Source organism: Acetobacterium sp. K1/6, assembly GCF_034438075.1.
Classification (GTDB): Bacteria; Bacillota; Clostridia; order Eubacteriales; family Eubacteriaceae; genus Acetobacterium; species Acetobacterium carbinolicum.
Map to the genome: position 1 here is coordinate 99,102 of NZ_JAXQGA010000011.1, position 24,013 is coordinate 123,114.

Here is a 24,013-nt window from a genome sequence, read left to right on the forward strand (position 1 = left end):
AAAAATGCTTTATAAAACTAGCTTTGTTGAAAGGAACTACGATGAATTCTTCAGAACGAGAAAAATTAAAAGCCACCTATAAGGCCACCTTTACCAAAAAAATTGAAGAGGTCTCCGGAAACTGCCTGGCGGATGCCTCACTGCTTAAGCAATACCAGGCCCTGGCCGAAATGGTAATGGAAAGCATCACCTCCCAATGGGCAAAAACCAACACGCTCTATAACAAAAACGAATCGAAACAGGTCTACTTTTTTTCCATTGAATTCCTAATCGGACGCCTGATGAAGTCCTACCTCAGCAATCTGGGGGTTGAAGATCTGGTTCAGGAATGTTCGGCCGAAATGGGGCTGGATTATGAGGCCATTCTCGCCCAGGAATCCGACCCGGGTTTGGGCAATGGCGGCCTGGGTCGGTTAATGGCCTGCTATCTGGATTCCTCTTCGGCGATGGGAATGCCTGCCCATGGTAACGGCATCCGTTATAAATATGGCCTGTTTGAACAACGGATTATCAATGGCGAACAAATTGAAGTCGCGGATAACTGGCTTAAAAATGGCTATCCCTTTGAAATCTGTAATCCCGATAAGTCAGTCATTATCAAATACTACGGTCAGATTCATTCTGAGAACATCAATGGCAATCTGACCTTTGTTCACGAGAATTATGAAGCTATTATGGCCGTTCCCTACGATATTCCGATCAAGGGGTATCACAACGAAACCGTTAATTCCTTGCGCCTTTGGAGTGCCGAGCCGCTGGAAGCCTTTGATCTGCCCTCGTTTAATCAGGGCCATTTCTTAAATGCGGTAAGGCATAAATCCGAAGCCGAAGCGATTAGCCAGATCCTCTATCCCAATGACAATGGTTTTGACGGTAAACTTTTGCGTCTCAAACAGGAGTACTTTTTTGTCTGTGCCGGCATTAAGCGGATCATTGTGGATTACAAACGATCCAACAATAACTCCATGGACGGTTTCAGCGATAAAATTTGTATTCATATTAATGACACCCATCCTGCCCTATGCGGCCCTGAACTGATGCGGGTGCTGATGGATGAAGAAGGTTTGGGTTGGGAGGAATCCTGGAAAATTACCGTTGCCGCGCTAAGCTTTACCAACCACACGGTGCTACCAGAAGCTCTGGAAAAGTGGCCGGTCGATATGATGAAGGATTTGCTGCCCCGGATTTATATGATCATCGAAGAAGTCAACCGCCGTTTTCTACTGGATCTGGATAACGAATTTCCTCATGATCTGGACCGCAACCACAGCCTTTCGATTATCAAAGACAACTACGTCCATATGGCCAGCCTGGCGATTATATCGAGTCATTCCATCAATGGTGTGGCAACCCTCCACAGCAAAATCCTCCGGGAAGAAACCTTTAATGGTTTTTACCAGGTCTTCCCCAAGCGATTTTATTCGGTAACCAATGGGGTTTCACCACGCCGTTTTCTGATGAACAGCAATCCCGAGCTGAAAGAACTGATTAATGAGTCGATCGGACCGGATTGGGATCACAACCTGTTTGATCTTAAAAAACTGCTCAATTTCATCAATGATCCGGTTTTTTATCAAAAGTTTGACGCGGTCAAACGATCCAATAAGGTTCGACTCGCCAATTATATGGCCCACCATAACAATGTGAAGGTTGATCCCGACTCGATCTTTGACATCCAGGTCAAGCGAATCCATGAATATAAGCGACAATTACTAAACGCTCTCCATGTCCTTTATCTGTATAATCGGCTTAAAGAAAACCCCAATCTGGAAATGGCGCCTCGTACCTTTATCTTTGCCGGCAAAGCAGCACCCGGGTATTACTATGCCAAAGAGGTTATTAAGCTGATCACCGCCATTGCTGAGCTGGTTAACAATGATCCGTCCCTCCATGACAAACTAAAGGTCGTTTTTCTGGCCAATTTCAATGTTTCACTGGCCGAGATTATCTATCCGGCGGCCAATATCTCAGAACAGATTTCAACCGCCGGAAAAGAAGCTTCGGGAACCGGAAACATGAAATTTATGATGAACGGGGCCATTACCCTGGGCACTATGGACGGCGCCAATATCGAAATTCTGGACGCCGTTGGTCCCAGTAATATTGTCACCTTTGGTCTGTCTGCTGACGAGGTCCATCACTATCAGAAATATGGCGGCTATCGATCGGTCGATATTTTTGAGCAGGACCCCCGAATACAACAGGTCCTTCACCAACTGATTGATGGAACCCTCGGACATGGCCTCAGCTTCCAGGCCATCTATGATTCCCTGCTTTTGTATAATGATGGCTATTTTGTCTTAAAAGATTTTAATGCCTATACCGATGCCCAAAATCAGGTGGATCATCTCTTTCGCAATCCGACCGTTTGGACCAAAATGTCGATCAGCAACGTAGCAAATTCCGGTATTTTCTCAAGTGATCGTTCGATTGCCGACTATCAACGGGAAATCTGGAAAATCATTTAAGGAGGTATCACTTTGAATACTGAATGTGTCGCAATGCTCCTGGCGGGAGGTCAGGGGAGTCGTTTGGGCTCCCTGACCTTTAATAACGCCAAACCGGCGGTTTTATTTGGGGGAAAATATCGGATCATTGATTTTCCGCTTAGCAATTGTATGAACTCGGATATTGATGTGGTGGGCGTACTGACCCAATACCGCCCCTATATCCTGAATAATTATATTGGTGATGGATCGGCCTGGGCGCTGGATCAGGTCCAGGGCGGTGTCCATATCCTGCCCCCCTATATGGGCCAAAAAGGGGGCCGCTGGTACTCGGGAACTGCCGATGCCATTTATCAGAACTTGGACTTCATTGACCGTTTTGATCCCGAATATGTGCTGATTCTTTCGGGGGATCACATTTATAAGATGGATTATTCGCAAATGTTGGCCTTTCACAAAGAAAAAGAGGCTGATCTGACCATTGCGGTGATGGATGTCCCTTGGGAAGATGCTCATCGGTTTGGAATCGTTAACACTGATGAAGAGCACTCGATCAAAGAATTCCAGGAAAAACCCGAACATCCCAAAAGTAACAAGGCGTCGATGGGTATTTATATTTTTACCTGGAAAGAACTCAAAAAAGCCCTGCTAGACGATGCCGGAAACCGGGAATCTGAACATGACTTTGGACATAATGTGATTCCCGAGCTTCATGAAAGCGGCAAACGAATTTTTGCCTATCCTTTCTCCGGCTACTGGCGCGATGTGGGTACGGTTCAAAGTTACTATGATGCCAATATGGATCTTTTGGACACCAGTTGTGATTTTGACCTCAGTGATCGAAACTTTCGCATCTTTTCGAACAATACCAGCCGACATCCGCAATTCATCGGCCCCCAGGCCCGGATCATCAACAGTCTGATCTGTGATGGATGCATTATCTTTGGTCGCGTCGAAAATTCCATTTTGTCTCATGATGTAGTGATTCATAAAAAAACCAGCTTGAAAAATGTGATTGTACACACCGGAGCGATCATTGAAGATGGGGCCATTTTAGAAAATTGTGTCGTTGGAGCCCGAGCCAGAATTAAAGGCGATGCCCGCTACATTACCGACCCCGACGATACAACTCCTGAAATACATGTCATCAATAACTAAAAAGGAGTAAGGAAAAATGAAAAATGCTGTTGGACTTATCTTAAATGTGGATGGTGAGGATGATTCCTTAAAAGATTTTCTTTCCCATCGTAGCCTGAGCACCCTGCCTTTCGGCGGACGTTATCGTCTTATCGACTTTACCCTCTCCAATATGGTTAATTCCGGTTTATCTCAAATTGGTGTCATCGGTTCCCATAAATACAGTTCCCTGGTGGATCATCTGGGAACCGGCAAGGAGTGGTCCCTAAGTCGAAAAACGCAGGATCTTTCGATTCTCTCAGGCTCTAATAATTACCATATCGGGCGTCTGATCAAGGTTAATCTGCGTAATCTTCAGAATAACCGGGGCTTTTTGGACGCCACCACTGCTGAACATGTGTTGATTGCGTCTCCTAACCTGGTTACCACCTTTGATTTTAAAAATGCTTATGATCTGCATTTAAAAAATGACAGTGATATTACCTTGATCTTTAAAAAAGATGATCCCCTGTACCATCTCAGGGACAATGATCTTTTCCTGGAGTTTACCAAAAATCGGGTCAGCGGTCTCCACTACAAAAGAGAACATACCACTGGGCATTTTTTTGCTGAAATGTTTTTTGTTAAAAAATCCATTCTGGAGGAATTGCTGGATCTTAGTGAGCGGACCGGAGACTTTGACTTAATGGATATCATCAAATACAACATCGACACCCTCCGGGTCTTCGGTGCCCAGCATTGCGGTTATATCAAACGGGTAAACTGCCTGGAAAACTATATGAAAACCAGTATGGATTTATTGGAATATGACGTTATGCAAGAACTCTTTATGGGTAAAAATTCCATTCATACTAAAATAAAAGACAACCACCCAACCCTTTATAACGATCCCGCCGAGGTGTACAATTCCATTGTCGGTAGCGGCTGCACCATTGACGGAACCATTAATCACAGCATTATTTTTCGAGATACCCAAATGAATGTTGGCTCACACATCCAAAACAGTATCATTATGCAGCGGTGTGAAATTGGGAGAAATGTTAATCTAAACTATGTGGTCATGGATAAGGATACTAAAATCAGTGACCATACCACCTTAGTGGGTAAACCCCACGCTCCCATTGTTTTAAAGAAAGGCACGGTAATTTAAATGTTGAATGTCCTATTTGTTGCTTCAGAAGCTTACCCTTTTTCAAAAAGTGGTGGCTTGGGAGACGTCCTTGGCGCCCTGCCAAAATCATTTCCCGAAGATGTCGATGCCCGGGTTATCCTTCCCTTATACAGCACCATCCCAGAAGAATTACGCCTACAAATAAAACCCCTCAAACACTTTCAGATATGGATGTCGGATACCCTGCATTATTGCGGCCTGTTGACCTGTGAATACGAAGGTGTCACTTTTTATTTTATTGATAATGAAGCTTTTTTTAAGCGCCCCTCACTTTATGGCTATTTCGATGACGGCGAACGGTTTTGCTTTTTTTGCCGGGCCGTATTGGATTCTCTACCATTACTGGATTTTTCTCCGGACATTATTCACTGCAACGACTGGCAGACGGCCGCTGTTCCCTATCTGATCAAGCATCAATATCGCCGGGCTTTTCCTGACACCAAGGTGGTTTTTACCATTCATAATATCCGCTATCAGGGGGTTTATGGTTTTCACGATATCAGCCCCTACCTCCATCTGGGCTTCTTACCCTCAGACTTGGAGTATTACGGAAAGATTAATCTGATGAAAGGCGCTCTTTATACGGCTGATCTAATCACCACGGTCAGTCCAACCTACGCAAATGAACTAACCGACCCCTACTATGGCGAAGGCCTGGACGGGGTAATCCGCCATCTCAGTCACCAGGTAGTGGGGATTCTCAATGGCATCGATGAGTCCATTTATAATTCAGAGACTGACCCCGCCTTATTTGTTCCCTTTGACAGTCCCGAAAAAAAGAAGGCCGACAATAAAAAAGCCTTACAGGAATATCTCGATCTGCCGGTCCGTGAGGATGTTCCGATGGTATCGATGATCACCCGGTTAGTTGAACAAAAAGGTCTGGATCTGGTGTCCAACGTGATCCATGAGATTTTACAGCAGAATCTGCAGCTCGTTATTCTGGGGACCGGCGATGCTGTTTATGAAAATCTTTTCCGGAGCATTGCCTACAACTATCCGGATAAGATGGTGGCCATCATCGATTTTGATGAAGCGCTCTCAAGAAAAATTTATGCGGCCAGTGATTATTTCCTGATGCCTTCTAAATTTGAGCCCTGTGGCCTTTCTCAGATGATTGCCATGCGTTACGGCGCGGTCCCCATTGTTCGGGAAACCGGCGGCCTAAAAGACACCATCACTTATTTTAACCCCAAAACCAAAAATGGCAATGGCTTAAGTTTTGCAACTTACAATGCCCACGATATGCTTTTTACCATCCAGCATGCCGTAGCCCTCTACCACGATGCGCCGGCATCTTTTAAAATGCTGGTAAGAAATGCTTACAACAGCCATTTTGACTGGAAGCAATCCGCTGATACGTACCTTTCATATTATAATAAATTGATGGAGTGATAAGATTATGAAATTTCGTCATCATTCATGGGAGCTGGCCTATCGCAAGCCCTTTGGGGCATTACCAATTGGCAGTACCGTCACCTTGCGCGTTTATGCCACTGAAATTGACAAATTAAAGTTGCGGACTTATTTTAATAACCAGGAAACTTCGCATCCCATGATCAAATCCCGGGAAACTGATTATTGGGAAGTGACCCTGGAGATGCCCGTCATTCCTGGACTCCTCTGGTATGATTTTAGTTTTTGCTCCCGGGGCCGCGCCTATGCCTATGGCACCCGGCATGATCATTTGGGCGGCGAAGGCCGAATTTATGAAACAAAACCGCCCTCCTACCAAATTACAATTTATGATCCCAAACGGCAGTCACCGGCCTGGTACTCCCAGGGAATTATGTACCAGATTTTTCCCGACCGGTTTAATCGGGGTGCGGACTTTGATCTTGCCAATTTTCATAAAAATGCCATCCTCCATCCCAACTGGAATGATAACCCCCACTATTTCCGTGAGAAGGATGGTGGCATCAAATACTGGGATTTTTTTGGCGGCACCCTGGCAGGCATCACCGAAAAGCTCGACTACCTGAAGAGTTTAAACGTCACCATTCTTTATCTGAACCCTATTTTTAAGGCACGAAGCAACCACCGCTATGACACTGGCGATTATATGACCATCGACCCGGCCCTGGGCACCCAGGAAAGTTTTGAAACCCTGGCTTCAGAGTGCCAAAAACGAGGGATTTCGATTATACTTGATGGGGTTTTTAGCCATACCGGTGACGATAGCCTTTACTTTAATCGTTATGGAAATTATCCGGAGGTTGGTGCCTATCAATCGAAAGATTCTAAATACTATCCCTGGTACACCTTCACCGACTATCCCAAAACCTATACCTGTTGGTGGGGGGTTGACGCCATGCCGAACACGAATGAAATGCATCCTAATTTTCAGGCCTTTATTTATAAAAGCAAGGATAGTGTCATTCGTCACTGGATGAAATCCGGGGCTTCCGGCTGGCGGCTGGATGTCGCTGATGAACTGCCAGACCCTTTTATTATGGGTCTTAAGGAGACGATAATCGAAGAAAACCCGGACAGTATCTTAATCGGCGAAGTCTGGGAAGATGCCTCCCGTAAAGTAGCCTATGAGGAACTGCGCAGCTATTTTTCCGGTTATGAACTGGATGCCGTGATGAACTACCCGTTCCGGGAAACCTTTATCGATTTTGTTCTTAGCGATAAAAGCTCCGGGCTGGCCGCCCGGATTATGATGTCACTTTACGAGCACTATCCCAAAGACCAATTTATGGGAAACATGAACCTGATTGGCAGCCATGATCGGCGGCGGATTCTTAACGTCCTGGGGGAAGCCTATAAACATCAGGGAAAGAATAGCCAAAAAAACTATCGCCTGGATGACAGCCACTACGCACTCGCTGTAAAACGATTAAAACTGCTCAGCCTGATTCAGTTTACCTTCCCAGGTGTCCCCTGCTTATACTATGGCGATGAGGCTGGGGTCCAGGGTTTTGAAGATCCCTACAACCGACGTACCTATCCCTGGGGCAATGAGGATCAGGATCTCCTTTCGTGGTACCGCCAGATCACAAAACTTCGGGCTGATTATGCGGTTTTTCAGAACGGCTCCTGGCAACCCTACGAAGCCAGTGACGATCTTTTCGTGTTTGAAAGACGGAATGAAGACACGCTCTGTTTTTGCCTGTTTAACCGGAATGCCCGAGCGGTTCACCTGTTTAAACATCCGGATTTTAGCGGATGCAAGGGTTTTGATTTAATCTCAGAGGAAGCGATCTCACTAAACCCCATTGTTCTTCCACCACTTTCTTACGCCATTGTGATGATCACTCCTGACACCTGTCAAACTGTTTAGACGCTCTATCTCAAAGGATTGCGGTTATCCGCAATCTTTTTTGTTTTATCTTGGAAATATGGGGTAAAAAAGTTGTGACCACTACTATAATTTATTTTCTGATTCTTTAAAACAAGTTTGTTGAAAGGAAGCCTCATGAAACCATCACAACGCCTACAAGAAATTGAAGATTTCAAATCTTCATATATAAAAAAAATCCAGGAAGTTTCTGGTGAATATCTTGCTGAGTCATCGGTGCTCGATCAGTACCAGGCTCTCGCTGAAATCGTTATGGATAAAACAGCTTCCCAATGGGCTAAAACAAGATCTCAATACGACGAGGTTCCCCACAAGCGGGTCTACCTGTTCTCGATCGAATTTTTAATTGGTCGGCTGTTAAAATCCTATGTCAATAGTCTGGGGATGGAGGAAACCGTCAGAATTGCCATGGCTGAGTTAGGTTTGAATTATCAGACTATTCTCAGTCAGGAAGCTGATCCCGGCCTGGGCAATGGCGGTTTGGGACGGCTAATGGCCTGTTTTTTAGAGTCTTCTGCCACCCTGGGACTGCCCTTTCATGGCAATGGTATCCATTATAAGCATGGTCTTTTTGAACAGAAAATTATTAACGGCGAACAGGTTGAAGTCGCCGACAACTGGTTGCGCCATGGCTATCCCTTTGAAATTAAAAAACCCCACGAATCGGTTGTCGTTAAGTTTTACGGTCATCTTCGTTCTGAGCGAATAGATGGCGTACTGACCTTTGTTCTTGAGGATTATGAACCGATTTTAGCGGTGCCCTATGATATTCCCGTAAAAGGCTATCACAACAATACCGTGAATTCACTAAGGCTATGGAGCGCCGAACCCGTCGAAGAATTTGATTTGCCCAGCTTCAATGAGGGCCAGTTTCTCGACGCCGTTCGACATAAATCCGAGGCCGAGGCGATTACCCAGATTTTATATCCCAATGATAGTCAATTCGATGGCAAGCAACTGCGCCTGAAACAGGAATATTTTTTTGTCTGTGCCGGTTTAAAACGAATGATTACCCGCTTCAAGCGCTATAACAACGATTGTCTGGATGAATTTGCCGACAAGATATGTATCCATATCAACGATACCCATCCCGCCCTGTGTGGCCCTGAGATGATGCGTATTTTTATGGATGAAGAAGGTTTAAGCTGGGGCGATGCCTGGAAAATCACCATTAACTCCCTGACTTTTACCAACCATACTGTTCTTCCGGAAGCGCTGGAAAAATGGCCGGCGGATATGATGAAGTTTCTGTTGCCGCGAATCTACATGATTATCGAAGAAATCAACCGACAATTTCAGGAAGACTTGCGATTAGAACCGGGACTCAATGAACTGCAAATAAATGCCTTATCAATCATTCAGGATAACCAAGTTAACATGGCTAATCTGGCCATTATCTGTAGCCACTCGGTTAATGGCGTGGCCGAGCTCCATAGCAAAATTTTAAAAGAAGAAACCTTCAATGGCTATTATCAATTATTCCCAGAACGTTTCCATTCCGTCACAAATGGGGTCACTCCCCGGCGCTTTCTGATTAATAACAACACCGGTTTAAGAGACTTAATCACTGAATCCATTGGCACGGATTGGATCAACAACCTTTTTGCTCTTGAGAAGCTAATGGATTATCAGAATGATCCGCCGTTTATCGATCAGTTTAATCAAATCAAATTGGATAATAAAATCAATTTGTCAAATTATATTAAGGAGCATAATCATATCACGATCAACCCGGATTCCATTTTCGACATTCAAGTTAAGCGAATCCACGAATACAAACGGCAGCTCCTGAATGCCTTGCAGATTCTCCACTTATACAATTACTTAAAAGCAAACCCCCATATTGATATTGTTCCGCGAACCTTTATCTTTGCCGGTAAAGCGGCTCCGGGATACTATTTTGCCAAAGAAGTTATTAAGCTGATTAATTATATTGCCGATCTCATCAATAAAGATAACGGTATCCGTGATCAGATCAAAGTGGTCTTTCTGGCCAACTTTAACGTAACCCTGGGTGAGATTATCTATCCTGCTGCCAATATTTCCGAGCAGATCTCAACCGCCGGCAAAGAAGCTTCTGGTACTGGTAATATGAAGTTTATGATGAATGGTGCCATTACCTTGGGAACCATGGACGGCGCCAACATTGAAATCCATGAAGCCGTCGGCAAGCACAATATTATTACCTTTGGACTCTCCGCTGACGAGGTCACGCATTACCAAAAATATGGTGGTTACAGTTCTGTTCAGATTCATGAAAACGATCCTCGCATACAAAAAATAATGCGTCAGCTCATCGATGGCACCTTTGGCCATTTAGACAATTTTCAAAGTATCTATGACGCGCTGCTTTTGTATAACGATACCTACTTCGTCTTAAAAGACTTTGACGCGTATACAAAAGCACAAGACCGTATCAATGAACTATTTAAAGACCAAAACAAATGGTTTGAAATGTCCCTTAGCAACGTGGCCTACTCCAGTCTATTTTCCAGCGATCGTGCGATTCTGGACTATCAGAAAAATATTTGGAAGACACTGTAGATAACACACCCTCCTTTTAATGAAAGCCCGGTCCGGGTTAAATCCGGCCGGGCTTTCATTATTACGGGTTTTCTATTTTGCAAACGGTTATTTTTGCAGCTTTTCTTCGAGTTGTTTGATACTGCAATTAATGATTAATTCTTCCGGTAATCCCTGCTCCTGAATCAGTTTTATTATTTCATTAAAACGTCCCACATTATAATAAATATGACTATCACTACCAAGAATCACCGGTATGTTGTTTTTTTTAATTAATTTTATTAACGCTATCATATTGATCTCCGTATTTGTTCGAGCTGACGTTTTCATTAACGAAGCATTGTTCAGCTCCAGAATCACACCTGATTTTTTTGCCGCCTGTACTAGCCGCCAATAATTTAGCGGAAACCGCCCATCATCAGGATGACCAATGATTTTTACCGCCGGATTATGCATTGCTCCAATTATCGCATCGGTATTTTCTTCTTTTGAGCCTGACTTTATACAGTGGGAGTGAAGACTGGCAATCACATAATCCACATTATGTATCATTTTATCTGAGACATCAATTTTTCCATCGTAATCCAGGATATTCGCTTCAACTCCTTTTAGAATTCGAAGACCATTTATCTCTTGATTGATTGTTTTATAATTTTCGAAAAAAAAAGGTTCTGGAGCCCCCGGCATGGTATAAGAATGATCACTGGTTCCAAGGATCTTTAGACCTTTATTTTTCGCTTCATCAATATTTTCTTTTAAGGTACTGTAAGCGTGACCGCTGGCAATTGTATGGGTATGTAAATCCATTAGCAGTTTCATTGAGTCGTTTCCTTCTTAATCAGACATACCTGATCATTTATTTTAAAACCTTCATCCTTATTTGCGTAAACATTTAAAAATCCTGATACGCTTTTTACGATATAATGAATCTCGCGCCCATTATATTGTTTATCCTGAATCGTTCCGATGATGCCTTCGTTTTTTTGATGGATGGGTTTAATTTCCATTTCTTCAGGGCGAATCGGATAAATATTATGGGTCACAAAATAATGATCCACCCCATCTCCTTCAAATTCACAATCATGATCCGTACAATAAAAACGACCACTATCCCATTTTCCACTTAAGATATTGCTTTTACTGACAAAACGCGCAACAAACTCTGTTTTCGGCTGATTATAAATCTTTTCCGGTGTATCCATTTGCTCAATTTTTCCATCTTTCATAATAATAATCCGATCAGCCATCGCCAGGGCTTCGTTTTGATCATGGGTCACATAGACAATGGTTGAACCGGTTAATTGATGGATTTCTTTTATTTCTCTGCGCATATTGATTTTTAATTCCGCATCTAAAGAACTGAGCGGCTCATCCATCAGTAATACAGGCGGTAATTCAACAATCGCCCTGGCCAGCGCGACTCTTTGTTTCTGTCCCCCTGACAGTTCGCCGGGAAGCCGATTAATATATGGCTCTAACCCGGTGCTCTGTACAGCTTTTTTGAATAATTCCTTTTTTTTGTCCGCCGAAAGGGCCTTGTTGCGCCGGCTTTGCAAGGGAAATTTAATATGTTCCCGAACCGTCAAGTGCGGCCATAAGGCAAAGGACTGAAACACCATGCCCAAATTTCTTTTTTCAACGGGTAAACTCCATTGATTTTCCGTCAATACGGTTTGATCCAGGCAAATTTTTCCCTGATCCGGCGAAATAAAACCGGCTATAATCCGAAGTAATGTGGTTTTACCACAGCCTGATGGCCCGAGTATGGCGATAAATTCGCCTTTATTGATGTCAAGGTTGATATTATCCAGGGCCTTATTTCTACCGTATGTTTTACTTAAATTTTGTATAGTCAAGCTCATCTTCTATTCCTCCAGACAGGGGTTAATTATCTTTGTTAGTACTTTTTCAGCAGCGACTTGTTTTGCTGCCTTTTTACGGCTGGCTCGCTGCATCATCCAAATCAATAAATAGCCTGCCAGTATCAATAAAACCAGAACCGTTGACATTGTTGCGGCCAGATTATAAGACCCCGCCTGCTGTAAATTAAAAATAGTCAAGCCAATCGTCTTCGTCCCTGCTGCTGACAGCATTGAGGACAACGTCAATTCAGTGAGAGCCGAGTTAAAAATAAAAAACGAACTCATTAAAATCGGTTGGCGAATCAGCGGGATCAAAACGTCCGTCCATCTTCTTATAATTCCTGTGCCGGAAATCAATGCCGCTTCCTCAAGGGACGCCTCCACTGTCAGAACAGCAGTCGCACTGCCTTTAATCTGGATAATCAGATACCTAAATACATAGGCAATAATAATAATTTTTGATGTATTATACACATTTGGAAATTTACCAAAGCAAAAGATCATAGCCAGTGCCAACACGATACCTGGTACCGCATAATTGAGTGTCGCTCCCAGCTCAACTAGTTTCACTGACAAAGCATTATTTCGGGCTTTTAAATAGCCGATGGCGGTGCCCAGGAAAACGCAGATCAAACAGGCCACACCGGCAAAGACAATACTATTTTTTACGGCTGAGGCCACTGCCGCATTGGTAAACACAAATTCAAAGGCGCTGAAGGTAAAATTTTTGATTTCAAAACTGGCCCCATAGTATTTTTGCACCGACGAAATCATCATGCTAACCAGCGGAATAACTGTGATCATCCCTAAAACAGAAATAATTGTCCATTCTAAAATGCGGCGCTTTGTTTTAGTAAAAAGGATTCGCTCACTAAAATCTTCTTTAATGCTGTCCATTCCTGAACTTTTTTTAATCAACCTTCCTTGAATAATGGTGCCGACCATTGAAATAATTGCCAGCATCACGGCTAAGGTTGCTGCTTGTGTAAAGGCACTGGGACCAAAGCTAATGGCTTTTTCATAAATATAGGTACTCAAAACCGGAATTCCTGAGGAGATCCCCAGAAAAGCGGGCACCGAAAAATTATCCAGTGCGGCCAAAAACGCTAAAATCCCTCCTCCAATTAATGCTGGCAACACCTGCGGCAGATTAATCTTTATCATTGTCTGCCATTGGGTACATCCAGATATTCGTCCGGCCCATTCCAAATCTCTTGGTACTTTTCGAAACATACTGAGTGTTAGAGTATATACAAGCGGTAAATTGCAAAGTCCCAAGACAAAAACAATTCCACCAATGGTATAAATATCAACCATCGGAAGCCGTATCTTTTCAAGAAATTGATTAATCACTCCGGTTTTTTGAAAGAGCTGGCTCCAAGCCAGAGTAATCACATAGGATGGAATGATAAACTGGGCCATAATCATTGTTTGGATCAATTTCTTACGCTTAATATTTGTATATGCCATCAAAAATGCGAGTATACCACCTAAACCTACCGAAATAATCGTGGCACCGATCCCAATAATAATCGTATTTTTGATCGCACTTACTGTTCGCGGCTCAGCTAACAGACTCACGTAGTTTAAAAAAATTGAACTGCTTTCTGTCGAAAAGCTGCGTAAAAATAACAGCATTAAGGGTAGTATCAATAAAAAGCCCAGCCCACCAAAAAAAAGAGCCGTCCCAATCCTTTGATACGTTATTTTTTTTGTATGCATGTTGACTCCATTCTGATAAAAACTTCAACGCCGGATTCGCGACGTTGAAGTTTTAAAGTTAAAAGCTTTATTGAAACAATGCTGTAAATTTTTCTTTATCGGCATCTCGATTCTCTGCCAGCACACTCAAATCATAAGTCAGATTGGTCAATTCACCCACTGTTTTAAATCCTTCCGGAGCTGAAACACCTTCTTTTATCGGTGTATAACCAATTTGTGATACCACTTCCTGGCCAGCCTCCGATAATGCATAGTCGACAAATAACTTTGCTATTTCCGGATTTTTGCTCGCTTTTAAAATCCCGATTGGCTCGGTAATAATAAGTGATCCATCTTCGGGATAGACAAATTCAACCGGTGCACCATCAGCCTTGGAGCGAATGGCCATATAATCAACAATAATACCGGCACTTTTCTCTCCCCCAACGACGGCCTTTTGAACCGCTCCGTTTCCTTTATCGACAGTCACGCCATTATCTTTTAGTCCTTCATAGTATGCCCAGCCAATGCCATCTGTCCGAGTCAAAACCCCCAGATTATTAGCCGCGGCGCCTGAATACAATGGGCTCGGCATGATTAGCTGATCCTTAAATGATGGGGCTAAAAGATCCTGATATCCCTTCACCTCTTGCTTAACTAAATCCGTATTGATAATAATACCCGTAGAAATAATCTTTGTTCCGGTGTAGGTGTTCGCTTCATCATAGTATTCCTTACTGATGCCCTGTAATTCTTTAGATTTATAGCTCATTAAAAGATCTTCATTTTTTAGGGTTTCAAAGGTTCCGGCATCGGCAATTAAAAGCACATCGGCGCTGATGTTACCAACTTCTTTTTCCGCCATTATTTTACTGACCACTTCTTCCGTTCCGCTTCTAAAAACACTGACTTCGACATCTGGATACGTTTTATTAAAGGCTTCGGATAATACCTGAATATCGGCATCCGGCATCGACGTATAAATCGTTAAGCTTCCCTCTTGTTTGATCGTCTCAGTTTTTGCCACACTTTCCTGACACCCTGTTAAAGTCATCAAACTAATTAAAACCAGTGCCATCACCATTATTCTTCGTTTAAAAACCATTGTTTTCCTCCATAATTTTTTTTATATAGGATACTTCTTTCTTTACCTGCATTAAACCCGGTCTAGCGTCAAACCCTTCCAGAACAATTGGAAGGTTCTTTTTTAAAATCGTATCAAAGCAACTACTGAAATCATAATCACCCTCATATAGTGGTGTATGCAAGACGTTTCCTTTGCGATTGCTAAGATGAATTTTTGAGATATTATCAAATACATCAAAGTAGTGCTCAAACTCCTCCAGGCTGTCACAATGTGCAATGTCAATGGTGACTTTCAGCTGATCAATAAAACCATCCGCAAGCTCAGTAAATTCTTCATAAGAAGTCACCAGCTCATGGGGCAATTTTTCCATTAGCTCAATGGAAACATCAATATTCTTGCTTTCACCATACGATACAATTTCTGCCAAGCTATTTCTACCCAATCGCAAACTTCGATCACGATCTCCCACCAAGGTCATTTGGGGCGGATGCACCGTGACTTCTGATATCGCCAATGCATCCGCTAAATCAATCGATCGTTTGATTTCTTCAATGGATGTGTTCCGGATGTTCTGATTTAATGAAGCAAAGTTAAGATCCCAACTCTTGGCATGAACAAAATTCTTTAATCCGTATTGATCTGATAATGTGCGGCATTCTTTTCGTGAATATCGCGACAAATCAAATTGTTGGGCCCAAACTTCAATGCCGGAAAAACCATAGCGCTTCGTCTTATTCATCATCGTTTCTAAATCAGTATTAAAGAAAAAATTCGACGATACATAGAGATTCTTCATACCGACCTCCTTTCCTATTTCAAAGCAAGTCTATCTTAATTATATTAACAACCCGTTAAATGCGAATTAACAATATGTTAATTTATTTTCATGCTGCATTTATTGAAAATTATATTGCATTTTTGATTTTAAATGTTATAATAAAGAAAAATTCTGGAGGAATCGTATGATTGAACTCAGTCAAATCGATCGACAATTATTGTCAAAAAAAGACCATTTAATCCTGGACTACTTATTAAAAAGCAGCCCTAATGTTTATTATGAAAGCTCTGAAGCGATCGCAAAAAAAATTAGTGTGAGTAACGCCACCATTAGTCGCTTCTGGAAAAAAATCGGTTTTAAAAATATTCGTCATTTTCAGAAAACGATGCTTCAGCAGACCGGTCAAACACCGGCTTCAAAGGTACGGACCACCCTGGAAAAAATGAAAGAAACCGATAGCAACGTCCAAAACGTTTTTTTAAAGAATATTGAATCGATTGAACATACCTTGTTTCAACTCACGGATGAAGCCATTGAAGCTGCGGCTGAGCTGTTCCTTTACCATGACCGCATTTATGTCTTTGCCCCTGATGCTTCGCTTGGTATCGCTTATATTCTCCGCTATCGATTAAAGCGTCTGAATATTGAGTTCATTCTCATCGATGGTGGTTCGGCAATTTATGAAACCATCAATAATTTTGAGCCCACTGACTTAGTCATTGTTTTTTCCTATGGTCGTGTCCTTGCCGAAACCGATATTATTTTTAGTGAAAAAGAACGAATCAATTTTGATCTGATTCTCTTTACCGATCTTTTATCGATGCATCTTCATTATCAATGTCAGGCTTTTTTATATAGTCATCGCGGTGATCCCACTGAGTATCACTCCATGACTGCCCCAATGTCTGTCGTCGATGCCTTAATCCTTGAAATCGCATCGCATTCTGAGCATTCACTGGAGCATTTAGAAAAACTCTCCACGCTTCGCGCAAATTATCAAAACTTAATTAAACGATAATCCTTCTGAGCGGTACAATGCCAAAATTTCTGTCACATTTTTTTAATTGTCGTGAACTGTATCCGCAGATACAGTTCACAGCGAAAACTTGTGTTATTGTATCAGTTAGAAATAAACTTTACTGCAGTGGGTTGTTTCAAAATGACAATTACATGCCAGGGGATATGATGAAGTTTCTGTTGCCGCGGATCTACATGATTTCGGTTAAATCAAATTGAGGGTTTCCTTTGTTATTGGATTCGTAGTCGTTATCATCAGCTTTTAAAGCTTATATCGATGCCATCGCTTCTGAAATCCCCAGCTTCTTAATTTTCTTTAGTGGACCAATGACTGATAAAGCTGCCGTCATGATACAAATGACTGCTATCCCAACGATCTGATATAACGGAAAAGACCAGTCCGCAGCAAGAAAATCAAGCAGTTTCTTTTGAAGTAGCACACCACAAATACAACCCATGATACAACCAGTCACGCTATAGGCAATTGACTGCGTCAGAATCATTTTATTAAGTTGCTTATCTGACATACCCACGGCCCGGAGCATCGCCAGATATTTGGTTCTTGACACGACACTGGTATTCATAGTATTGATCATGTTTAAAATACTGATTAATGCGATGACTGTCACAAATCCATAAATAAAAACGGCGATGGTCATAAAGGCATTGTTTGCTTCGGCATTCATCTGTCGTTTATCGTGCAGGGTAATCGTCTCATCAATCATTGTCTTAACTTCATCCACTTTCTGGTTGTCATTTTTGTCACGCAGCTGGAGATCAATCGCATGCTCAGTTGGATTCCCGATAATTTCAAGGCCGTCCAACTGGGATAATTCTTGCCATAATTCAGGCGAAATCCTCTGCTCCGATGTTAGGGTCAGATCCGCGGTATCATGGTTGTCCGTTTTTATCCCCATAAAAACAGGATTGACCAGAACACTGAATCCCAAGAATAAAATAATACTGATGGCAATCGAGCTGGTCATCAGGATTAGCGTTCGTTTTTTACTCACCGCGTTGTTCACACCCATTGCAATTTCAACTGGTAATAGTCTGGTGAGCAAACCACATTTCTGCCTGATCGAAATTTTCAGATCGGCACTTCCGGTAACGGCATTGACTGGCGAAACCTTTGCAGCTTTTTTGGCAGGCAACATGGAAGCCATAAAAACCGTCAGAAAACCGGTCAATGTCCCTGCTCCGATGCCAATGGCACTGATATTTATAATTGAAATATCACCAAAGAGCTGAGGGTTGTAAATTTTTAGTACCGCCGAGCAGACAAAGGTTAGCAGCATTCCAGCCAGTACCCCTAAAGGGATGGCCTTCAGCGAAATAATCAAGCTTTCTCTTCTTACCATTCGCCTGATTTGTTTTTTTGAAGCACCAATACACCGCAGTAATCCAAATTGTCGAACCCGATCAATCACCGATATATTAAAGGTATTGTAGATCATCACGACTGCGGTAACCAGTACCAAACCGAACAGTACCGCTCCAATGAGGTAAAAGGTTAAGACCCGGTTGTTTTTAGTTTCCAGCATCAGCGCCAGAAGACCTTCATTGTAACCCATCCGCTCTTCGGGAATATTCAAAACGGTGACTATTTCTTTTTCGGCATTCGAAATATTCACCCCCGCCTTAAACAGCACAAAATATTGACTGGTTACCACAGTCAGTTTCTCTGCCGTTTCCGTTGAGACAAAAACAAAAGGAATCGCAGCGGCCTTGGTGGCACCCCAGTCGTTAATGACACCGCTGATCACATAATCTTCGGCCGTCCCGTCAGATCGGGTGATCTTTATCGTGTCGCCGCTATTTAAGACCTGTTGATCCAGGTACCATTTTTCAAGCACGACTTCATGATCATTTCTTGGCATCTTACCTTCAATCAGGTCGATATTTAAATTGCTGGCGAAATTTTCACTTATATATCCCAAGGCACAAATCTCATCATTAGTTTTGCCCTCTCCCAGATCTTTTAAAAGCCCTGAATTTTCCACGTCGATTCGACTTCCAATGATATCCATCTCATTTTGCGTCGGATCACGAACGAGAATATGATAATTGCCTTCGCTTTTTAATACCTGTGCTGTTTCAAACTTTACCAGGGCATCCAGCATCGAGAATATTCCAACGACCAGTGCCACCGCCATGACGACGCTAAAAATCGTTAACCGGGTTTTATTTTTATATCCAGCCAAATACTTGGGTGCTAAATCAAGATAATTTCTCATCTTTTGCCCTCACCAAGTTCTCTGACCATTCCATCATTTACCTGAAATACACGATCCGCAAAGGATGCATAATTGTGATTATGGGTAATCATAATCACCGTCTGGTTATACTGGTCTACCGACAACTTGAGTAAATTCATCACATCCTGACTATTTTTACTGTCCAAGTTACCGGTTGGCTCATCAGCCAGAATAATCGCCGGTTTGGTAGCAAGTGCCCGGCCGATTGCCACCCGTTGTTGCTGACCGCCCGAAAGTTGGCTGGGCAGATGCTGTTTTCTTTCTGCTAGCCCCAAGATGCCCAATAATTCATTAATGTAGTGCTTGTCAGGTTTTTGATAATCCAGCAAGATCGGCAACACCATATTTTCTTCGACATTTAATTCAGGAATCAGATTAAACGCCTGAAAAATAAAGCCAATGTTGCGACGCCGAAATATCGAAAGCTCCTCTTCCTTCATTTTATGAATCTCTTTGCCATCAATCGTCACCGTTCCGGTTGTAGGCTGATCCAGGGCTCCAACCATATTAAGCAGCGTACTCTTCCCTGAGCCCGATGGTCCAATGACCGATACAAACTCCCCTTTTGACACGGAAATCGACACATTATTCAATGCCGCTACCTTTGTATCACCTTTACCATATGTTTTGCACAAATTAAGCGTTGATAAAATATTCACTATTCACACCTCACCTTTCTTTATTGAAATGATAGCATGCTCACATGACTCCCACGTGAATCCATTCTTACAAATTTGTAAGTTTCGGAAAGATCACATGAAACACTGTGCCTTTGCCCAATTCGCTGTAGACGGTGATGGTGCCACCATGCTTTTCAATAATCGTTTTTGAAAGCGCCAGGCCGATGCCAATCCCCTGATGGTCTTTTGAGTAACGACTTCGATAAAAACGTTCAAAAATATGATGAATATCTTCCGGATCGATGCCAGCACCATTATCTTTAATCGTAATTTCAATTAACAGACTGTTTTCCACACCGCATATTTCAATTTGATCGGTTTCTTTGGTATGGTCAAGGGCATTCTTAATGATATTCTCCAGTGCCTCGCCCAGCCAGATTTCGTCAAAGCTCATCCTGATGGATGGGTCACAGACAAGATTTATCTTTTTATTTTCACGTTCCGCTCGAGTCATTAACACAATTCTGCATTCCTCCAAAAATGGCTTTAATTCGCGACTGTTTTTTTCCAGAACAATAGTGCCGGCATCAATCTTTGCCAGCTTCAACAGATTTTGAATCAGGTTCTCCATCCGTAACAGTTCACGCTGACTTTTTTGCACAAAATCTTCAACTACCTTGTTGCCCGTTTTTTCATCCAGAATAATCTCGTTGTACATTTGTAATGCCGCCAGTGGTGTCTTTAATTGATGAGAAATATCAGAAATTGTTTCTTTTAAGAAAATCCGGTGATGCTTTTCTTTTTCAATGTGGACTGTCAGAGCTGTTGCCATCGTATTCACTTTAGAAAAAAAAACAGAAAGCTCGTCTTCGCCGCCATCGTTCAGACGAATCGATGCATCACCATCCATAAAACGTTGAATTTTCTTACCGGCATCTTCAAGCTTTTTATTTCGTTGGAATGCAAAAAAATAAAATACCGCCAGTAGAAACAAGGAAAACACTGAAGTAAAAACCAACATAATGACCGCATATTTTTGATAAAATTGATCGACTTTCGGCAATAAGCTGTTAGCCATACCTTCTTGGTAGCCGGCTGTTTTTAACAGTGCTGCCCCATTAATTACCGCTTCATCGACTTTCTGGTCAGTGAACGCCATCCTAATTTGATGCGTATTCACGCCATGGCTAAGCAAATGTCCAGCTATCTCAGCATCGTGTGTCATCATGTTTTCTTTATACGATTCTGTCATCTGCATAACGACAATCTGCATCGTTATGATCATTCCCAACAAAATAAGTATGGTAATGACTGCCTGTTGCTTTAAATTATTATCGTTTGAACCTAACATTTTCATTCCTCACTTCTGGTGATTCCATTTGTATCCGATACCTCTCACCGTTAATAAGCATACCGGTTTTTGAGGATTATCTTCAATTTTGTTCCGTAATCTGCGAACATAGACGGATAATGTGTTATCATCTACAAAACTGCCACTTTCATCCCAAAGTCGATCCAGCATTAGCGTTCTGGTTAAAATCATATTTGGGTTTTGCATCAATAAGCATAACAGCCGGTATTCAGAACCTGTGAGTTCAACCAGCCGATTTTCTTTCATAACCTTGTTTTCATCGAGTTTTATGACGATGCCATTGGATTTTAACTCTTTACCGGAAGTCGCTGATAGTTTTGCCCGCCGAAACAAGGCATTGATTCGAGAAATAAGTTCATTCAATTTAAAGGGTTTGGTGATGTAATCATCCCCACCCATATCGAGGGCCATTACAACATTCACTTCTTCATCTGATGCAGTCAGAAAGATAATGGGAACCGTTGACGCTTGCCTGACGTGCCTGCATATCTCAAATCCGGTTCCATCCGGTAATGTCAGATCAAGCAGCAAAAGATCATATTGAGTTGTTGATAGTTGGACTAGCGCCGCTTTGACAGTTCTGACAACCTCAACCTGAAATCCGTTTTTATTTAAAGAAAACACTAGTCCGTCAATCAGACTTAAATCATCCTCCACCAGTAGAATATTATTCATGATTGTCCCTCTCTTTTAGCGATGTATTTATGAATTTAAAAACCTTTATTAATTTTTGCTTTAGGTTTGGTGAGCACGAACCACGCAAACTAAATTATCCTCTTACAGTATATTTCGGTATTCGCTTGGATGCAAGCGGTTCTTTTATTGAGGGTAACCCTTAGCTTTTTCCTTGCAAATGAAGTAAAAAATCATTAAAATAAAAGCCTATAATTAAATCCAGGCGAATAAAAAAAGTTAAAAATTTCTGTCACAACCCATGATCAACTATTGTCTAATTTAGTATAATGCAAAATTACATAGAATGGAGATTAATATGAATAACAAAACCGATGACGCAAATGAGAAAATTGAATTAGCCCTTAATGGTGACAAACAGGCATTGGAACTCCTGCTCGGCAGTGTGCAGGACATGGTGTATAATCTGTCATTACGGATGCTCGGCAATCCCCATGATGCGGAGGACGCCACCCAGGAAATCTTAATCAAGACAATGACGGGCTTGTCCTCTTTCCGGAAAGAGAGTGCGTTTTCTACTTGGGTGTATCGCATCGCAACCAATTACCTGCTGAACTACAAAAATTCATTTTTTGCAAAACAACCACCACTTAGCTTTGAGTTTTATGGGGCGGACATTGAGGCCGGATTTTTGAGAAATAATCCGGGTATGATGAATGGCGTCGATGAGGAAATTTTAACCCATGAACTTAAAATGTCCTGTACTAACGTGATGCTCCAGTGTTTTGACCCGGAAAGTCGTCTGATCTATGTCCTGGGCATCATGTTTAAAGTGGACAGCAAGGTTTGTGGGGAGATTCTGAGAATTACCCCGGAAGCATACCGCCAGCGTTTATCCCGAATTCGTCAAAAAATGGCTGGTTTTCTGAAGCAGTATTGCGGTCTTGCTTCACCAGAAAAATGCAATTGTCAAAAGCGAATCGGCTATGCCATCACAAATCACCGCTTAAATCCAGCCAATTTAGAGTACCATCAACTTGAAAAAGTGGATGAAGATGTCGCGTTAGATTATTTGGCAGCTATCGAAGAAATGGATATGGAATCGGCAATCTTTGCCAAATTGCCCAGCTATCGTTCTCCCCAGAATACCAAGGATTTTCTGCAAAATATACTATTCTCTGAAAACATGGCGACCATCATGGGTCAGGCATAATGGAACACCGTTATGGCAAGAATACCAGCATATAAAGAGTTGATAAACACACGACTGGCCAATACTTACGGTGGCTGGATCTATTGTGAGGGTTGCAACAAGACGATTGGTTATCTGTGTTATGTAACTTATGACCTTTTTCGATTCGACTATCGATGCAAATGCGGAAACTGCGGAAGTGTCCATCTCGTATTTGAACGTCAAAGTACGGAGCAAACCAGTAGTGAACAATCATTGATTACCATAAAGAATCGTCTATGTTGTCCTGAAGACAAATCTCCGTTAGCAACAATTCTGGAAAAGAACCTTGCTTCATATAAATATGAAATCAGCTGTAAAACCTGTAATACAAAATATCAGGTAGAATAAGCTTAATAGAAATATTATTGTACAGGTAATTGCAACACGACAATTGCCTGTATGGTTGTTTGAAATTACTGAAACTAGCTCGCCGCTAAGCATCTAGTCGAAGATGGCGATACTAACTTGGAAAATACATTTATCTCCAAAACGCTCTAAAAATTACTGCCGTGAAATGAATCCGTGCAACTCCGTCTCCGCTGTGCTACGCCTGCGTTTGGGGCTTCGCCCCATAAAAAAATAGATATATGAACATTGATTTTCAAGTAAACTTGAATCAATATTCATATATCTATTTTTTTGCACGGCTTCGGTTTAACTGATCGTAGTTTCCTCGGGTTTGTTTAATCCTTAGTCCGGATCAAACCCTCGTCAACTGCGTTCTTTTTTGCACCTTTGCTTCGCTCTGCTCAGCTGCATACCAAATTTTTACAAAATTTGGGCAAAAAATTCAAAAGTCCCGCAATGTCCTATCCTCCCAGGCAGTTGCCCACCAAGTACTTTCGGCGCTGGAAGACTTTACTTCTGTG

18 protein-coding genes are annotated in these 24,013 nt (G+C 42.2%); 9 read left to right on the forward strand and 9 right to left on the reverse strand.

The features are described from left to right. Positions 1-41: 41 nt before the first annotated feature. The 6 genes from U2P91_RS11380 (at position 42) to U2P91_RS11405 (ending at position 10,603) form a co-directional block, all read left to right on the forward strand. Positions 42-2,468 carry a glycogen/starch/alpha-glucan phosphorylase gene (locus U2P91_RS11380; protein WP_322519645.1) on the forward strand — a complete coding sequence of 809 codons (2,427 nt, stop codon included), beginning with the start codon at positions 42-44 and terminating at the stop codon, positions 2,466-2,468. 12 nt (positions 2,469-2,480) lie between these two features. Then, the gene (locus U2P91_RS11385) at positions 2,481-3,605 is read left to right on the forward strand and encodes a glucose-1-phosphate adenylyltransferase (RefSeq protein WP_322519646.1); all 1,125 of its coding nucleotides are present in this window, start codon (positions 2,481-2,483) and stop codon (positions 3,603-3,605) included. Between the two features lie 16 nt (positions 3,606-3,621). Then, complete coding sequence (glgD, locus tag U2P91_RS11390; RefSeq protein ID WP_111888226.1) at positions 3,622-4,734, forward strand: glucose-1-phosphate adenylyltransferase subunit GlgD; 1,113 nt, start codon at positions 3,622-3,624, stop codon at positions 4,732-4,734. Between the two features lie 3 nt (positions 4,735-4,737). Then, positions 4,738-6,150: a glycogen synthase GlgA gene (gene glgA / locus U2P91_RS11395; RefSeq protein WP_204355513.1), complete on the forward strand. Its 1,413-nt coding sequence runs from the start codon at positions 4,738-4,740 to the stop codon at positions 6,148-6,150. 7 nt (positions 6,151-6,157) lie between these two features. Next, on the forward strand, positions 6,158-8,041 hold the full coding sequence (locus U2P91_RS11400) for a glycoside hydrolase family 13 protein (protein WP_322519647.1): 1,884 nt from the start codon (positions 6,158-6,160) through the stop codon (positions 8,039-8,041). A 135-nt stretch (positions 8,042-8,176) separates the two neighbouring features. Beyond that, positions 8,177-10,603 carry a glycogen/starch/alpha-glucan phosphorylase gene (locus U2P91_RS11405; RefSeq protein WP_322519648.1) on the forward strand — a complete coding sequence of 809 codons (2,427 nt, stop codon included), beginning with the start codon at positions 8,177-8,179 and terminating at the stop codon, positions 10,601-10,603. 87 nt (positions 10,604-10,690) lie between these two features. On the opposite strand, the gene U2P91_RS11410 is transcribed toward U2P91_RS11405, so the two are convergent. The 5 genes from U2P91_RS11410 to U2P91_RS11430 all read right to left on the reverse strand — a co-directional run bounded on the left by U2P91_RS11410 (position 10,691) and on the right by U2P91_RS11430 (position 16,028). Next, on the reverse strand, positions 10,691-11,401 hold the full coding sequence (locus U2P91_RS11410) for a phosphatase (RefSeq protein ID WP_111888230.1): 711 nt from the start codon (positions 11,399-11,401) through the stop codon (positions 10,691-10,693). Beyond that, positions 11,398-12,444: an ABC transporter ATP-binding protein gene (locus U2P91_RS11415; RefSeq protein ID WP_322519649.1), complete on the reverse strand. Its 1,047-nt coding sequence runs from the start codon at positions 12,442-12,444 to the stop codon at positions 11,398-11,400. The genes U2P91_RS11410 and U2P91_RS11415 overlap by 4 nt, the downstream gene beginning before the upstream one ends. A 3-nt stretch (positions 12,445-12,447) precedes the next feature. Next, positions 12,448-14,166, reverse strand: a complete 1,719-nt coding sequence (locus U2P91_RS11420) for an iron ABC transporter permease (protein ID WP_322519650.1) — start codon at positions 14,164-14,166, stop codon at positions 12,448-12,450. Between the two features lie 67 nt (positions 14,167-14,233). Next, the gene (locus U2P91_RS11425) at positions 14,234-15,250 is read right to left on the reverse strand and encodes an ABC transporter substrate-binding protein (RefSeq protein WP_322519651.1); all 1,017 of its coding nucleotides are present in this window, start codon (positions 15,248-15,250) and stop codon (positions 14,234-14,236) included. Further along, positions 15,240-16,028, reverse strand: a complete 789-nt coding sequence (locus U2P91_RS11430) for a sugar phosphate isomerase/epimerase family protein (protein WP_111888234.1) — start codon at positions 16,026-16,028, stop codon at positions 15,240-15,242. The genes U2P91_RS11425 and U2P91_RS11430 overlap by 11 nt, the downstream gene beginning before the upstream one ends. 166 nt (positions 16,029-16,194) lie before the next feature. Between U2P91_RS11430 and U2P91_RS11435 the strand changes: the two genes are divergently transcribed. Then, positions 16,195-17,028, forward strand: a complete 834-nt coding sequence (locus U2P91_RS11435) for a MurR/RpiR family transcriptional regulator (RefSeq protein ID WP_111888235.1) — start codon at positions 16,195-16,197, stop codon at positions 17,026-17,028. A 268-nt stretch (positions 17,029-17,296) separates the two neighbouring features. Here the strand turns inward: U2P91_RS11435 and U2P91_RS11440 are convergent, their stop codons facing one another. From U2P91_RS11440 to U2P91_RS11455, 4 genes are all read right to left on the reverse strand, one after another. Then, positions 17,297-19,264, reverse strand: coding sequence for an ABC transporter permease (locus tag U2P91_RS11440; RefSeq protein ID WP_111888236.1), 1,968 nt, complete (start codon positions 19,262-19,264; stop codon positions 17,297-17,299). Beyond that, positions 19,261-19,944: an ABC transporter ATP-binding protein gene (locus tag U2P91_RS11445; RefSeq protein WP_111888237.1), complete on the reverse strand. Its 684-nt coding sequence runs from the start codon at positions 19,942-19,944 to the stop codon at positions 19,261-19,263. The genes U2P91_RS11440 and U2P91_RS11445 overlap by 4 nt, the downstream gene beginning before the upstream one ends. A gap of 67 nt (positions 19,945-20,011) precedes the next feature. Next, positions 20,012-21,256: a sensor histidine kinase gene (locus U2P91_RS11450; protein WP_242988476.1), complete on the reverse strand. Its 1,245-nt coding sequence runs from the start codon at positions 21,254-21,256 to the stop codon at positions 20,012-20,014. Positions 21,257-21,265: 9 nt separating this feature from the next. After that, entirely contained in the window at positions 21,266-21,952 is a 687-nt protein-coding gene (locus U2P91_RS11455; protein WP_111888239.1) for a response regulator transcription factor, read from the reverse strand. Positions 21,953-22,268: 316 nt separating this feature from the next. Between U2P91_RS11455 and U2P91_RS11460 the strand changes: the two genes are divergently transcribed. Then, positions 22,269-23,123 carry an RNA polymerase sigma factor gene (locus tag U2P91_RS11460; RefSeq protein ID WP_322519652.1) on the forward strand — a complete coding sequence of 285 codons (855 nt, stop codon included), beginning with the start codon at positions 22,269-22,271 and terminating at the stop codon, positions 23,121-23,123. Between the two features lie 12 nt (positions 23,124-23,135). Further along, positions 23,136-23,492, forward strand: coding sequence for a hypothetical protein (locus U2P91_RS11465; protein ID WP_111888241.1), 357 nt, complete (start codon positions 23,136-23,138; stop codon positions 23,490-23,492). Positions 23,493-24,013 lie beyond the last annotated feature (521 nt).

Bases quoted from the DNA above. Each gene is read 5' to 3' on its own strand.
- U2P91_RS11380 (WP_322519645.1), top strand. From the start codon at position 42: ATGAATTCTTCAGAACGAGAAAAATTAAAAGCCACCTATAAGGCCACC.
- glgD (WP_111888226.1), top strand. From the start codon at position 3,622: ATGAAAAATGCTGTTGGACTTATCTTAAATGTGGATGGTGAGGATGAT.
- U2P91_RS11400 (WP_322519647.1), top strand. From the start codon at position 6,158: ATGAAATTTCGTCATCATTCATGGGAGCTGGCCTATCGCAAGCCCTTT.
- U2P91_RS11405 (WP_322519648.1), top strand. From the start codon at position 8,177: ATGAAACCATCACAACGCCTACAAGAAATTGAAGATTTCAAATCTTCA.
- U2P91_RS11410 (WP_111888230.1), bottom strand. From the start codon at position 11,401: ATGAAACTGCTAATGGATTTACATACCCATACAATTGCCAGCGGTCAC.
- U2P91_RS11415 (WP_322519649.1), bottom strand. From the start codon at position 12,444: ATGAGCTTGACTATACAAAATTTAAGTAAAACATACGGTAGAAATAAG.
- U2P91_RS11420 (WP_322519650.1), bottom strand. From the start codon at position 14,166: ATGCATACAAAAAAAATAACGTATCAAAGGATTGGGACGGCTCTTTTT.
- U2P91_RS11425 (WP_322519651.1), bottom strand. From the start codon at position 15,250: ATGGTTTTTAAACGAAGAATAATGGTGATGGCACTGGTTTTAATTAGT.
- U2P91_RS11430 (WP_111888234.1), bottom strand. From the start codon at position 16,028: ATGAAGAATCTCTATGTATCGTCGAATTTTTTCTTTAATACTGATTTA.
- U2P91_RS11435 (WP_111888235.1), top strand. From the start codon at position 16,195: ATGATTGAACTCAGTCAAATCGATCGACAATTATTGTCAAAAAAAGAC.
- U2P91_RS11440 (WP_111888236.1), bottom strand. From the start codon at position 19,264: ATGAGAAATTATCTTGATTTAGCACCCAAGTATTTGGCTGGATATAAA.
- U2P91_RS11450 (WP_242988476.1), bottom strand. From the start codon at position 21,256: ATGTTAGGTTCAAACGATAATAATTTAAAGCAACAGGCAGTCATTACC.
- U2P91_RS11455 (WP_111888239.1), bottom strand. From the start codon at position 21,952: ATGAATAATATTCTACTGGTGGAGGATGATTTAAGTCTGATTGACGGA.
- U2P91_RS11460 (WP_322519652.1), top strand. From the start codon at position 22,269: ATGAATAACAAAACCGATGACGCAAATGAGAAAATTGAATTAGCCCTT.
- U2P91_RS11465 (WP_111888241.1), top strand. From the start codon at position 23,136: ATGGCAAGAATACCAGCATATAAAGAGTTGATAAACACACGACTGGCC.